Genomic DNA, 14,443 nt, shown 5'->3' on the forward strand with positions numbered 1-14,443 from the left:
ATAACCTACACACGCCGCGAAAAATCCGGGTCAGTTAAACGTAGACCCACAGTATAAGACTGTCAGGTTCATGATAACAGGACGGCTTTCAGCACTATTTGCTAAGCCGTTGTTCCAGCATTACATACTGCCTCAAAGTCAGAGGAAACGCACCGTAATTATTAACGGCCTCTATATAAGCAGGCCAAATATTCAACATCTACCGAACCTGCGGCGCCAACTCCGCGCCGCAGTCACGCTTACACGGCTTTAACCGCGATCGGCTCGCCCTGCAGGCGTTTGCGCATAGTGCGCTTGGTGCGGTCAATCACATCACCCGCCAGCTGACCGCAGGCGGCATCGATATCGTCGCCGCGGGTTTTACGCACAATGGTGGTAAAGCCGTAGCTCATCAGCACTTTGCAGAAACGGTCGATCCGGCTGTTGGAGCTGCGGCCATACGGCGCGCCCGGGAAGGGGTTCCACGGGATCAGGTTGATCTTGCACGGCGTATCTTTCAGCAGCTCAGCCAGCTCATGGGCGTGTTCGGTGCCGTCATTGACGTGATCCAGCATCACATACTCAATGGTCACGCGGCCCTGATTGGCGTTGGACTTCTCAAGGTAGCGGCGCACCGATCCGAGGAAGGTTTCGATATTGTACTTTTTGTTGATCGGCACAATTTCGTCGCGGATGGCGTCATTTGGCGCATGCAGCGAGATCGCCAGCGCAACATCAATCATATCGCCGAGCTTATCAAGGGCCGGAACGACGCCGGAGGTCGAAAGTGTCACGCGACGTTTGGAGAGACCAAAACCGAAATCATCCAGCATGATCTCCATCGCCGGTACGACGTTGGTGAGGTTCAGCAGCGGTTCGCCCATGCCCATCATTACCACGTTGGTGATCGGGCGGTTGCCGGTCACACGGGCAGCACCGATGATTTTCGCAGCGCGCCACACCTGACCGATGATTTCCGATACGCGCAGGTTACGGTTAAAGCCCTGCTGCGCCGTTGAGCAGAATTTACACTCCAGCGCACAGCCGACCTGGGAGGAGACGCAGAGCGTCGCGCGATCCTCTTCCGGGATATAGACGGTCTCAACGCGCTGATCGCCCACGGCGATAGCCCATTTAATGGTGCCATCTGAAGAGCGTTGTTCTTCGACGACTTCCGGCGCGCGGATCTCCGCGACCTCTTTTAACTTGCCACGCAGCACTTTGTTGATGTCGGTCATCTCATCAAAGTCGTCGCAGCAGTAGTGATACATCCACTTCATCACCTGGTCGGCGCGAAACGGTTTTTCGCCTAAGTTTTTGAAAAACTCACGCATCTGCTGACGGTTGAGATCCAGCAGGTTAATTTTTGCATCTTTGTTTGGAACCGTGAGAGCGTCGCTCTCAGACATGGCAATTTGTTCAGACATATTTTATTCCGGCCTCGTTATTACACGTTGTGGCCCGTGGAGGGTTAAAAAGAAGCGCCCCAGGCAAGCATCGGCTCATCCTGGGGCGCAACATTGTACAAATTCTGTCGCACAGATACCACGCCTGGACGCGGCATTTACCAATTAAAGTGTAAATCTCGTTACACAGTTAACCGGAAATTAACGGGTGCGCGGGCAAACTTCGCCTTCAGCGAAGAAGTAAGCGATTTCGCGAGCGGCAGATTCAACGGAGTCGGAACCGTGGGTGCCGTTCTCGGTGAAGCTGTCTGCGTAATCTGCGCGCAGAGTACCGGCCAGTGCGTTATCCGGGTTGGTTGCGCCCAGCAGGTCGCGGTGACGCTGAACGGCATTTTCGCCTTCCAGTACGGAAACCACGATCGGACCAGAGGTCATGAACTCAACCAGGCCATCAAAGAACGGGCGACCTTCGTGCTCAGCGTAGAAGCCGCGCGCCTGCTCAACGGTCAGGTGCAGCATTTTGGTGCCAACGATTTTAAAACCTGCCGCTTCAAAGCGAGAGAAGATGTTACCAATAACGTTTTTTGCCACCGCGTTCGGTTTGATGATGGAAAAAGTACGTTCAATAGCCATGATTACCTCAGTAAGTTGTTCTGTTGCCTCAATAGGTGTGGCGCGGATTATAAAGAGCAACACCGGTCTTGCCTATGGATTAAGGTAACATTTTTTTAAAATAAGATGAGTTTGAGCAACACCAACAGCTCCGTGCGCTCTTTCTCGCCCTATTGCACTGTAAACTGCACGGCGGCAACCTGCCCTGCGTCATCCATTACCACCAGTTGATACTCACCGGCTTTATCAAGCTTCAGGCTCAATAAAGTGCCGCGCGCCGTTAAAGGGTCGCCATTCAAAAACCACCAGCGCCCTCCTTCCCCGCCGCTGCTTTGCAGAGGCAGGATCGCAAAATCCTGGCCAGGCACGCGCTTGATCACCGCGCCTTCACGTACGCCGTTTAACAACAGCGGCGGCGGTGCGTTCTCATCCCGCGGCGGGCAGACGCTGTCCGCCGGCGGTAAGCGTGCGGCGCGACGCTCGCCGGGCGGCAGCCACGGCTCAAGCGGCAGCGGCCAGACAATCCAGTTTTTCTGCTGCGCATCCGGGCAATCCGCCGCCACGCGCCGCCCCTGAGGGTTCAGCCACAGCGGAAAACTGATGCCGTGCAGCCCTTCCTGCTCCGGCATTAACAGCGTCGGCGGCTGGCTGCCATCAAGTAACCAGGTGGCAAGGCGGCGGCGACAATTGCTGTCTCCGGCAGGCAGGCTCTGCCCGCCAGGCCAGCAGATCACGCCCCTGCTCACCGACGCCGGACGCGGGTCGCGCGGCAAGCGCGCCTGCTCAAGCGCAGAGCGCGGTTGCAGCAGATTGTTCACCTGGTTGAGTAGCGGCACGGCGCTGGCAAAACCAAACTGCCCGGCAACCGGCGTGCCGTCCGGGCGCCCGGTCCAGATACCAATCACATACCGGGCGTTCAGGCCGATGGCCCAGGCATCGCGGTAACCGTAGCTGGTGCCGGTTTTCCACGCCAGTGGCACCACCTGCGGCAACGCGCTGTCCGGCACCGGCTGCGCTTCACCCGCCAGAATGCGGCGGATGATCCACGCCGCGCCCGGCGACATCAGGCGGCGTTCAGCCAGCGGTTCATCGGGCGTCAGCCTTAACTTGCCTGCTTTACCTTCGCGGGCAAAAGCGCTGTATGCAGCAGCAATATCTTCCAGTCGCGCACCCGCACCGCCGAGGATCAGCGAGAGGTTTGGCTCCGCGCCGGCGGGTAGCATCAGCGGCAGCCCGATGTTGCGCAGGTTACCGGCAAACTTTTTCGGCCCGTAGGCCTCCAGCACCTGTACCGCAGGCAGGTTCAGCGAGCGTACCAGCGCCTCGTTCATGCTCACCGGGCCATGAAAACCGCTGTCGAAGTTACCGGGGCGATAATCGCCAACCCGCCGCGGCACATCCTGCAATAGCGATGCCGGGTGGATCAGCCCTTCGTCCAGCGCCAGACCGTAGATAAAGGGTTTGAGCACCGAGCCCGGCGAGCGCACGGCGCTGACCATATCGACATGGCTGAAACGGCTGTCGTCGTTGATATCCACCGACCCCACCCAGCCGCGGACTTTCATATCCGTGTGATCGACCACGATGATCGCCAGCGAACTGCGCATCGGCAGCCGGGGTTTAACGCTCAGCGCCAGCTCCTCCAGCTGTCGCTGCAGGCTGGCATCCAGCGTCGTGGTCACCTTCAGCTTTTTGTTAGCGCCCAGCATACGACGGGCAAAGAGCGGGGCCAGCTGCGGCATCTGCCGCGGCGCTAACCATACCGGCTCTTCGCGTGACTCTTTCACCTGAGCCACCGGCCACACCTGCTGGGTCACCATGCGATCCAGCACTTTATCGCGCGCCGCCTGTGCCCGCTGCGGCCAGCGGTCCGGGCGTAAACGGCTCGGGGCCTGTGGCAGCACGGCGAGCAGCGCCGCTTCCGCATAGCTCAGCTTTGAGGGCGGTTTGCCGAGATAGGCCCAGCTCGCCGCCCCCACCCCCTGCAGCGTACCGCCAAAGGGCGCGCGGTTGAGATAAATGGTCAGGATGTCGCGCTTGGAGAGATGCCACTCCAGCTGCATCGCCCGCCACAACTGGCGAACTTTGCCGCCAAAGGTGCGCGGATGTGGGTCGAGCAGACGCGCCACCTGCATGGTAAGCGTACTGCCGCCAGAGACCACGCGCCCGTAGCGCAGATCCTGCCAGGCCGCGCGCGCGATAGAGAAGGGATTAACGCCGGGGTGATCCCAGAACCAGCGATCCTCATACTGGATAAGAGCCTGTAAATAGCGCGGCGAGACCTCTTCGATAGTCACCGGATAGCGCCAGATACCGTCGGCATCAGCAAAACGCCACAGCGGCGTGCCATCTTCAGCCACCACCACCCGCGCGGGTGACACCTCGTTCAGGGGCAGGGGCCAGATTTTATCGGCGGCGATAACCAGCAGCACGAAGAGAAGAGGCACACCCGCCAGCCAGCGCCAGCGGGTGCGTATCAGAGAGACAATCTTCACGTTATGGCGTGATGATCAACGGGCCGCTGGCCGCGCCGGTTGCCCGCCACTGCGGAACATACATCGATTCCACCTGCGGGGCCGGAACCTGGTAGGTGCCCGGCGTGACCGCACGCGCCAGATAGACCAGCGTGACAGGCTGCCCTTCGCTCACCGGTACGGCGGCGACAAAGCGATCGTCACGGAACTCCATATGCTGAATATCGGCTTGCTGCATGCGGTTAAGCAGCTCCTGCACTTCGCTGCCGCTCTCCTGCAGGCTGGCACTGCTGCTGGCCAGGTTCTGGTTTTCCAGCTCCAGACCGGCAGGCAGCAGATCGACCACCAGCGCGTCCGGGACGTTCTGGCTGGCCGTCACTTCCAGCCATACCAGCACAAGCTCACCGCTCTTCAGGGAAGAGAGCGACTTGCTGCGCCCGTCTGTACCGAGTACGGTGCGCTCGATATGCAGCACCTTGCCCGAAGGCGCCGGTGCCTGCTCTGGATAGCCTGTCGTGTCGAGACGCAGCCACAGTGGTGCTGTGCCGCTGTTGGTCACCTGCAGTGCACTAAGCTGATCTGCTTCAAGGTTTCGGCTCTGCGCGGTGTTACCGGCAAGCATCGCGCTATCAAGCGAGGTTTGCGCCTGCCAGTTACCGGTGCTGTTTTGCAGATTGCGGCCAGCCATAAACAGCGCGTTGCTCTCCTGGGTTGAGAGCCAGCGCTGGCTGTAGGCCTCTCCGGAGAGCGTGGCCAGCAGGTGCGCCTGCGCGTCCGGCAGCAGCTTATTGTCCTGCAGCAGCGCCAGCATCAGCGCGTTATCACGCAGGTTGCTGCCATAATCCGCCAGCCAGCGGTTTTCCGCCACGCGTTCCGTTTTCAGCGCCAACGCGAAAGCCTGATCGCCGCGCTGGGCATCGCCCATCAGCTTCAGCGCAACGCCAAGCTGCATTAACGGCAGCCCCGCTTTCGCCTGTTCGTGGCGCTGCCAGATTTCACGCAGCGCGCCCAGCGGTGCTTTCTGCTGACGCGCCAGCACCAGCCCGGCGTAGCTCTGCACGGCAAATTTCGTCGCCGGCAGATCGTCGCTGTAGCGCACCGCCATCGCCGCCGGATCCTGCAAATAACGCAGCAGACGGTTGTTAGCGTTGTTCAGCGCTTCAGCGGGAACGCTGTAGCCCTGCGCCGAGGCGCTGACGAGGAAATCGGTCACGTAGGCGGTGAGCCAGTACTCTTCCGAGCCGCTCTTATCCCACAGGGAGAAGCCGCCGTCGTCACGCTGCATCTGCAGCAGACGGGAGATGCCGATATCCACCGCCGCGCGGCGCTGCTCATCACTCTCACCTTTGATGCCCAGCGCTTTAAGCTGCGCGGCATTGGTGTAGAGCGACGGGAAGAGCCCGCTGGCGGTCTGCTCCAGGCAGCCATACGGGTAAGCGCGCAGCTCCTGAATGTAACGGGCGATATTAAGCGGCGGTTTGCCGCTGAGCAGCAAGCGACCCTGCAGCGTGGCAGGAGATATGCCCGCCAGGTGCTGGCCTGGCACCTGCCAGCTTTCGCCCGGATTCAGCATCGCACCGGTGTTGATGGTCTGCGCCGCAAAAGGCGGGCGCACGCCAATCTTCCACTGCTTATGCTGCGGCGCAAAGGTTTCGCCTGGCAGCGCAAGGCCGCTGATTTGCGCGGCAATTTCGCCGTCGCCGAAGCCGTCCAGCGCGCGCACCGGAATAAAGAGCGTGGTGCGTTTACCGGCTCCGAGGGTGACGCTCTGGGTGGCGGCCCCCTCAAGTGAGAGCAGACCGCTTGCCGTCAGATCGACATTCAGGGTTTGCGGCTTGTCCGTCAGGTTGCTGAGATCCAGCGTCAGGCGTGAGGTGTCACCGCTGCCGAGGAAGCGCGGTGTGTTCAGCTCGGCAATCACCGGGGCTGCTACCACCACTTTGCTTTCACTGCTGCCAAAATCCTCTGCCGTCCAGGCCTGTGCCATGACGCGCAGTTCTCCGTTGAAGTCGCCAATCGGCAGCGTAACGATCCCTTCACCGTTGTCATCCAGCGTCACCGGCTGTGCCTGCTGGGCAATGATGGTGACATGGTTAACCGGCGGTTTGCCACCGCGGTTCAGCTCATCGCCGTCACCGCCGAAGCGCAATGCCGCAAGGCGGCCCTGGCCTTCAATTACCTGGCCGTAAATATCATAAATATCCGCGCCGTAGCGTTTCTGGCCGAAGAAGGCCTGCCACGGATCCGGCGTCACGTAATCGGTAATATTCAGCACCCCGCTGTCAACGGCAGAGAGCAGCACATTAACCTGTTTCGGTACCGCGCCATCTTTCGCTGAGGCTTTGACTTTGACCTTCAGCGGCTGGTTTGGCCGCATTTTTTGCGGAGCGTCGAGGGCAATCTCCAGGCGACGGTTCTCATCGCCCATTGGCAAATGCAGCAGGCCGACCGCGCGTTTTGGCGTGGCGGATTTCGACTTATCGCCAGGGCGCACCACCAGCGTGCTGATATAGAGATCGTGGCGCTGCCACTTCTGATCGACCGGGATCGAGAGATCCAGCCCATCGGCGGGAACGTCTATCTCCTGCCACCAGAGCGGGCCTTCGCTGGATTCTATCATCGCATAGCCTTTACCCGCGGCAGGTGCGGTGACGTGCAGCTTAACCGTATCGCCCGCTTTGTAAGAGGGTTTATCGAGCTTCATGGTGACGCGATCCGGGCGTGCCGCGCCGGCGCCGTCGCTGTTATCCTGCCAGCTGTAGCCAGCCCAGAAACGCACGCTGCTGACGGTCTCATCCGGGCCTTTGACCTCCAGACGATAGGATCCCCACTCCACCGGGAAGGTGACTTTGCCGGTCTCATCAGCTTTAAGCGTCAGGCTCTGCTCGCCTTCCACCAGATCTTTCTGGTTGAACTGCGACTGCCAGCCATCGTTTTCCGACCAGTTCCAGAAGTAGTCGCGGCGCTCGCGGATCAGGCGCACCTGCAGGTCGCTGACCGCTTTTTTGTTACCCTGCGCGTCGGCATAGACAATATCGAACGCGGCGTTACCGCCCTCATCGACAATTGGCTGATTGACGGTGGTGTCGGTACGGTAGTCATAGACCGCTTTTGAGGCGAACTGCGGGCGAATACCCGGCAGAGCGGACGCAGGCCAGATCGCCTGCTCCGCACGGCGGGTCACCGGACGGCCGCCCGACTCCAGCAGGCTGGCCTGCAGAATCACTTCCAGCGGCGAGTGGGAATCCTGCCACTGGCTCGGCGTGGTCACTTCGCCTTTGCCCTCGTCATCAAGGGTGAGGTGGGTTTCATCGAGGCTGCGGCTCAGGTTCTCTTCCGCAATATCGCCAAACTGGAAGCCCGGCAGTGCGGCAACCGCTTCGCGCAGCGGGCGCAGGAACAGCTGCCCCTGCAGGGCGTTGCCGCTGGCAGGCGCGCCGTAGAGATAGTGGCCTTCAATGTTAAACACCACGTCTGCTGCTGGAGCCAGCGGCGTTGGCTGCGGCGTGACGTTGAGCGCCATGCGCTCCGGCATAAAGTCTTCGACGTGGAAGCTCCACTCGCGCGACAGGTTGTCGCCGGTATTGGCGCGAATATGCCACATGCCGGTCTGCGCACTGGCGTCCAGCGCATAAGTGAAGTGATAAAGGCCGTTCTGCGGCTGGCTCACCACCGAGCGGATCACCTGCCCGTCCGGTTTTACCACCTCCAGCTTCACCGGCTGCGCGGCAATCGGCTTGCCGTCGCTGTCGCGCAGCAGGCCGTTGAGGATCACTGTTTCGCCAGGGCGATAGAGATCGCGCGGGCCAAACATAAAGAACTGCTTGCTGTAGCCCGGATCGCCGGTAATGGCGAACTCGGCGAGATCGAGCGCCGGGAGGTTAAGATCGAGCAGCGTGGTTTCGCCCTCTTTGCGCGCCAGCAGCAGCGCGCCCTCTTTATCGGTGCTTAACGTGGCGTGACCATCGCTGTCGGTCTTCGCCTGCGCCAGGCTCTGCCCCTTCTCATTGAGCAACATCACGTCGATACCGCCGAGCGCCGCGCCGCTTTCCAGCCCCTGGGTAAAGATATCCAGGCGGTTATGATAACGGTGCGCAGAGAGGCCGATATTGCTGAGCGTAAAGAGCGTCGCGGCATTGCTGTAGTTGTAGTGCCCCGCCTGGTTCATGACGGCGATATAGACACCCGCCTGTTGCAGCGGTTTGATGCTGCTCAGCGGCAGCATCAGTTTTTCACGGGTATTGCGCGCCGGGTTGAGGTCAAAGCGCCCGGTATAGACCAGATCCGCCATCTTCAGCAGCGTATCGGACTCCCAGTTGGAGAGCGAACTGCGGTACTCCCACTGGCTAATGAATGAAGCCAGCGACTCCGGCTTCACGCGGTAGAAGTTGATATCGACATTTTCGACGTTGAGCGCCATCACCGGCAGCCCTTCAACCACTTTGCCCGGCAGCAGCGAGCCACGGCTGGCAAAGCCGACGCTGGGCTGAATGTCCTGGGTGGTGATTGACTTCTCGAAGCTCTTGCCGAAGGTGGCTTTATTAAGCGCAACCAGCCCGCTCTCCACCGACACCAGCAGCTCGCGGTTCGGCTCAAGGTGGCGCAGGCGCAGCTCTTTCAGGTTGGGAGCCAGCTCCCAGGCCCCGTCGACCTTGCCGCTCTTCTTATCGACCAGATGCACCACCTGGGCGAAGTTCTGATCCGGATCGAGCGGCACCGAGAAGGTCAGCACCAGCGTGGCGCTGCCGTCGAGCTGCACTTCAGACGCATCCAGCAAGGTTAACGGTTTGCCTTCGCTACGCGCGGCAAGTTCATCGCGTTTGGCTTTATCCGGCATGGCTGATGCCGCAGGCGTTTGCGCGGCAGATGAGGCGGACGCGGATTCAGGCGCGCTGGCGCTCTTCGGTTTATCGTTATTGTCACAGCCTGCAAGCGTGAAGGCGGTGAGGAGCGCGAAAGTCAGCGCCGCGTAACGTAGCGGTTTCATTCTGTATCCCTGAGTGATTGACCCGTTGTGAGAGGCGTCGTCATTATCATTCGCAACGGTGGGAAATACAAAATATCTGATGGATTCTGGAAAGCATCTCGCAAAGCGCATTTTTTGCGCGGCGCAGTTGTTGTTAGGCCGATCACACCCCGTGACGTAACATGTTACGTTGCGCGTCATTTGTTTTTAAAACAATAAGATAGATAGCAACAATACCCGACCGGCTGCTAACGTTATGCGGTCTGTGTCCCTTACTACGCGGTGCTAATAAGCGAGAACACTATGTCCAGAGCCGTGAATGCCCTACAAAATTTTGGTAAGTCCCTTTTTGGCCCGGTGCTCATTTTGCCGATCGTTGGCCTGTTTATCGCCTTCGGTAATATCTTCGGCAATGGCAATCTGGCCGAATACCTCCCCTTTCTGGGCCACCCTCTCATTCAGCATAGTGGTCAGTTGATCGCCAAATCTGCCGTCTCGGTGCTCGCTAACCTCGCGCTGGTGTTTGCCGTCGGCATTCCGGTCGGGCTGGCCTCGCGTGATAAAGGCTATGCCGCGCTGATTGGCCTGGTAACCTTTATTGTTTTTATTAATGCCATGAACGTGACGCTGCAATTGCAGGGCGCGCTGGCACCGGCCGACCAGATGAAAGCTGCAGGCCAGGGGATGGTGCTGGGCGTGCAGGTGCTGGAGATGGGCGTTTTCGCCGGGATCCTCACCGGCGCGCTGTCGGGGTATCTTTATGACCGTTACTCCCGCGTGCAGTTTTCCGGCGCAATGGCCATCTACTCCGGGCACTGCTTTGTCGCCATCATTATGCTGCCGGTCTCAATGGTGCTCGGCGTGGTGATGAGCGAGCTGTGGCCCTTCGCCCAGCACGGCATCAGTGCGCTGGCACTGGCGATTAAAGGCGCAGGGCCTTTCGGCGTGGCGGTGTACGGTTTCCTGGAGCGCATTCTGGTGCCAACCGGCCTGCATCATCTGGTCTATACGCCGTTTTTGTATACCGAACTGGGCGGCACGGCTGAGGTGTGCGGCAGCACCTATCAGGGGGCGCGCAACATCTACTTTGCCGAGATGGCCTGCCCTGGCGTCACCAAACTGAGTAGCACCGTGGTCTGGGATGCACGCGGCATAAGCAAGATGTTCGGCCTTCCCGCCGCCGCGCTGGCGATGTATGTGACGGCGAAACCGGAGCGCAAAGCCGCGGCAAAAGCGATTTTGATCCCCGCCGCGCTCACCTCGCTGCTGGTTGGCGTCACCGAGCCGATTGAGTTCTCTTTCCTCTTTATCGCCCCACTGCTGTTCGTGGTGCATGCGGTGCTGACCGGCATCGGCATGATGCTCTTCTCACTCTTCGGCGTCCATGCCATCGGCGCGAACGGCATCATCGACTTTATTCTCTACAACCTGCCGCTCGGCACCGAAAAGTCCAACTGGCCGATGTATCTGCTGGTCGGGCTGATTATGTTCGCCCTCTATTTCGTCACCTTCCGCTTCCTTATCTTGCGCTTCAACATGAAAACGCCAGGCCGCGAGGAGGAGAGCGAAGAGACGCGCCTCTACAGCAAGCAGGAGTACCAGGCGAAGGGGAATAACGATGCGGTAGGCGAGGCGATTATCAATGGCCTCGGCGGGCGCGACAACATCGAAGTGGTCGACAACTGCTACACCCGCCTGCGCGTGACGGTGAAAGATGTGGCGGCTATCAATGAGCCGCAGCTGAAGGCCACGGGCGCGAAAGGCGTGATTAAACAAGGTAATAACGTTCAGGTGGTCTACGGGCTGCATGTCAAAAAAATGCGAGAAGCTGTTGAGACGTTTCTCTGAAGGAGTCCAGAAATGGTTAAACCCCCGTTTATCTTATCTATCGCCGGCGGCGGCAGTACCTATACGCCGGGCATCGTCAAAAGCCTGATGGTGCGCCTGGAGGATTTCCCGCTGGCGGAAATTCGCCTCTACGACATCGATGCAGAGCGGCAAAACACCATTGCGCCGGTGGTTGAGAAGGTGATCCGCGATCACAGCGAGAGCATCAGGTTTACCGTCACCAGCGATGCCGAAACCGCCTTTCGCGGCGCGCACTTTGTCTTCGCCCAGATGCGCGTCGGCCAGTACAAGATGCGCGAGCAGGATGAAAAAATCCCGCTGCGCCACGGCGTCGTCGGCCAGGAGACCTGCGGGCCCGGCGGGCTGGCCTATGGGCTGCGCACGATCCTGCCGATGGTGGAACTGATCGACCTGGTCGAACGCTACGCGGATAAAAAAGCCTGGATCGTTAACTACTCCAACCCGGCAGCGATTGTCGCGGAAGGCGTGCGCCGTCTGCGCCCGAACGCGCGGGTGCTCAATATTTGCGATATGCCTGTGGCGGCGATGCGCAATATGGGTGCCATCCTCGGCGTCGATCGTCACCAGCTTGAGGTCGACTATTTTGGCCTCAACCACTTCGGCTGGTTTACCCAGGTGCGCGTCGATGGCGAAGATCGCCTTCCCGCGCTGCGCGAGCATGTCGCCCGCTTTGGCCTGCTGACGGAAGATGCAGCGCAGACCGATCCGCAGCATGCCGATCCCTCATGGGTGAAAACCTGGCGCAACATCAAGCCGATCATGGACCACTTCCCGGAGTATCTGCCGAACCCCTATTTGCAGTACTACCTGATGCCCAACGAGATTGTCGAGCATCAGGACCCGAACTACACCCGTGCCAATGAAGTAATGGACGGGCGTGAGAAAAAACTCTTCGCCGCGGCGGCTGAGTATAAGCAGACGGGCATTCTGCCCGATGCGTTCCACGTTGGCGTTCACGGTGCGTTTATAGTCGATGTCGCCTGCTCGTTAGCCTTCAACCTGCGCCAGCGTCACCTGGTGATTGTTGAAAATAAAGGGGCCATTGCCAACCTGCCTTACGACGCGATGGTGGAAGTGCCGGCGTACATCACCAGTAACGGGCCGGAACCGGTGCGCATGGGCGCGGTGCCGCTGTTCCACCAGACGCTGCTGATGCAGCAGCTCGCTTCGGAGCAACTGCTGGTGGAAGCGACCATGGAGGGGAGTTACGAGAAGGCGCTGCAGGCCTTTACCCTTAACCGCACTGTGCCGACCATGCAGCATGCAAAGGCGATCCTCGATGAGATGATTATCGCCAACCAGGATTACTGGCCAGCGCTGCAAAAAGCCTGGGAAAACGGCAAAGCGGTCTAATTTTCCGAGGTGGCTCGCGACGCGAGAGATGGTAGCTTGTCGGCCAGTGAAAAAACGTTAACAATTCAGTTAACTGTTGATGACCCGGAGGCACCATGTCCACCTCTTTTTTTGTCGCGGCCGACTGGCTGATAGAGCACAGCGATGATCCTGAAATCCAGCTGATTGATGCCAGAATGGCGCCGGTTGGCCAGGAGCATCGCGATATGAAAGCGGAGTACCGCGCCGGACACCTGCCCGGTGCGGTCTTTTTTGATATTGAAGCCCTCTCCGATCACACCTCTCCCCTTCCCCATATGCTCTCTCGCCCCGAGACCTTTGCCGTCGCTATGCGCGAACTGGGCGTCTGCCAGGATAAACACCTGGTGGTGTATGACGAAGGCAACCTCTTCTCGGCACCGCGCGCCTGGTGGATGCTGCGCAAGGCTGGCGTTGAGAAGGTCTCCATTCTCGCGGGGGGTCTGGCGGGCTGGCAGCGTGATGCTCTGCCGCTACAGCAGGGCGATGTCGCGCTGCCGGAGTCTGATTTCACCGCCAATTTCGATCCCTCCGTGGTGAAAAAAGTGACCGATGTGCTGCTGGCGAGCCACGAAGGCACCGCGCAGCTGGTCGATGCCCGTCCGGCGCCGCGTTTCAGTGGCGAAGTGGATGAGCCGCGCCCCGGTCTTAAGCGCGGCCATATTCCCGGCGCGCTGAATGTGCCGTGGGTTGATCTGGTGGCGGAGGGTGAACTGAAGACCACCGATGAACTGCTGCGCATTTTCCAGCGTCAGGGCGTCGATCTGCACAAGCCAATTATCGCCAGCTGCGGCTCCGGCGTGACCGCCGCAGTGGTGCTGCTGGCGCTTGAGACGCTCGGCGTTAATACAGCAACGCTCTATGACGGCTCCTGGAGTGAATGGGGCGCGCGCGACGATCTGCCTGTCGAAAGCGTGTAGATGGATAACCGACTTGCGCCGCTGCTGACGCGCGGGGAGTCGCTCTCCCGCGCTGAATACCGCGTGCTGGCTCATCTTACGGAGCATCCGTTGCTGGTGGGCAACATTACCGTGCGCGCGCTGGCGCAGGCGACCTTTGTCTCGACGGCGACGATTATTCGTCTCTGTCAGAAGCTGGGGTTTAGCGGTTTCAGCGAGTTTATCTGGCACTGCAAGCAGCTGCTGGCAGATACGCCGCGCCTAGCGGAGCAGCAGCATGAGGGCGTCGCCGAACTGCCCGCTCTGTTCCAGCAGTTTATGGTCAATTACCAGCACACCTTTCAGTGGGTGACCGAGGAGAAGCGGCGGCAGTTTGCCAGCCTGCTGCGCGAGCGGGAGAGCTTTTTTCTCTACGGCGCGGGGTTTTCCTATCTGTTTGCCGAGTACCTGACCAAAAAGCTGCAGGTGCTGGGCAAGACGGCGTTTATCTCCGGCCCGGGCGACAGCCGCAATATCTTTCTCAGCAACGCCGCGCGTTATCAGGTGTTTATTGCGGTCTCGCGCAGCGGCGAGACCGAACAGGTGCTGGATAAAGCGCGGATTGCGCGCACGGTGGGGATGCGAGTGGTGGCCTTTACCCGCGCGTCGGCCAATTCGCTGGCGGCGCTGGCGGATGTGCATTTCGCCCTTTACGACGAGGCGGTGCATTTCGCCGCCGAAGCGGCGGGGATCACCTCGTTTGAGTCCAACCTGGTGCTGCTGATGGATCTGCTGTTGCTGGAAGCAACGCAGGCCGGGTAGCTGTGCGGAAAAATGCCTGATGGCGCTACGCTTATCAGGCCTACATAAGCGGTACTTTGCAAACTC

Annotated in this window: 8 protein-coding genes; 4 read left to right on the top strand and 4 right to left on the bottom strand. The window is 59.9% G+C overall.

Annotation, left to right across the window (positions count from 1 at the left end; all coding sequences use genetic code 11):
- Window positions 1-239: 239 nt before the first annotated feature.
- The 4 genes from rlmN to PU683_RS00520 form a co-directional block, all read right to left on the bottom strand.
- Entirely contained in the window at window positions 240-1,406 is a 1,167-nt protein-coding gene (rlmN, locus tag PU683_RS00505) for a dual-specificity RNA methyltransferase RlmN (RefSeq protein ID WP_277169619.1), read from the bottom strand.
- 180 nt (window positions 1,407-1,586) lie between these two features.
- Window positions 1,587-2,018 carry a nucleoside-diphosphate kinase gene (gene ndk, locus PU683_RS00510; protein ID WP_023481239.1) on the bottom strand — a complete coding sequence of 144 codons (432 nt, stop codon included), beginning with the start codon at window positions 2,016-2,018 and terminating at the stop codon, window positions 1,587-1,589.
- A gap of 149 nt (window positions 2,019-2,167) precedes the next feature.
- Window positions 2,168-4,492, bottom strand: a complete 2,325-nt coding sequence (pbpC, locus tag PU683_RS00515; protein ID WP_277169620.1) for a peptidoglycan glycosyltransferase PbpC — start codon at window positions 4,490-4,492, stop codon at window positions 2,168-2,170.
- Window position 4,493: 1 nt separating this feature from the next.
- Entirely contained in the window at window positions 4,494-9,458 is a 4,965-nt protein-coding gene (locus PU683_RS00520; protein ID WP_277169622.1) for an alpha-2-macroglobulin family protein, read from the bottom strand.
- A 282-nt stretch (window positions 9,459-9,740) separates the two neighbouring features.
- On the opposite strand from PU683_RS00520, the gene PU683_RS00525 reads away from it, so the two are divergent.
- The 4 genes from PU683_RS00525 to PU683_RS00540 all read left to right on the top strand — a co-directional run bounded on the left by PU683_RS00525 (window position 9,741) and on the right by PU683_RS00540 (window position 14,377).
- Window positions 9,741-11,285 carry a PTS transporter subunit EIIC gene (locus PU683_RS00525; protein WP_277169623.1) on the top strand — a complete coding sequence of 515 codons (1,545 nt, stop codon included), beginning with the start codon at window positions 9,741-9,743 and terminating at the stop codon, window positions 11,283-11,285.
- 12 nt (window positions 11,286-11,297) lie between these two features.
- A complete protein-coding gene (locus PU683_RS00530) occupies window positions 11,298-12,659 on the top strand; it encodes a 6-phospho-alpha-glucosidase (RefSeq protein WP_277169624.1) in 1,362 nt (453 codons plus the stop codon).
- A gap of 95 nt (window positions 12,660-12,754) precedes the next feature.
- A complete protein-coding gene (sseA, locus tag PU683_RS00535) occupies window positions 12,755-13,597 on the top strand; it encodes a 3-mercaptopyruvate sulfurtransferase (RefSeq protein ID WP_277169625.1) in 843 nt (280 codons plus the stop codon).
- Window positions 13,598-14,377, top strand: a complete 780-nt coding sequence (locus PU683_RS00540) for a MurR/RpiR family transcriptional regulator (protein ID WP_277169626.1) — start codon at window positions 13,598-13,600, stop codon at window positions 14,375-14,377.
- Window positions 14,378-14,443 lie beyond the last annotated feature (66 nt).

It is taken from the genome of Candidatus Kosakonia sp. 282A-S69 (assembly GCF_029433855.1).
Taxonomy (GTDB): Bacteria; Pseudomonadota; Gammaproteobacteria; order Enterobacterales; family Enterobacteriaceae; genus Kosakonia; species Kosakonia cowanii_A.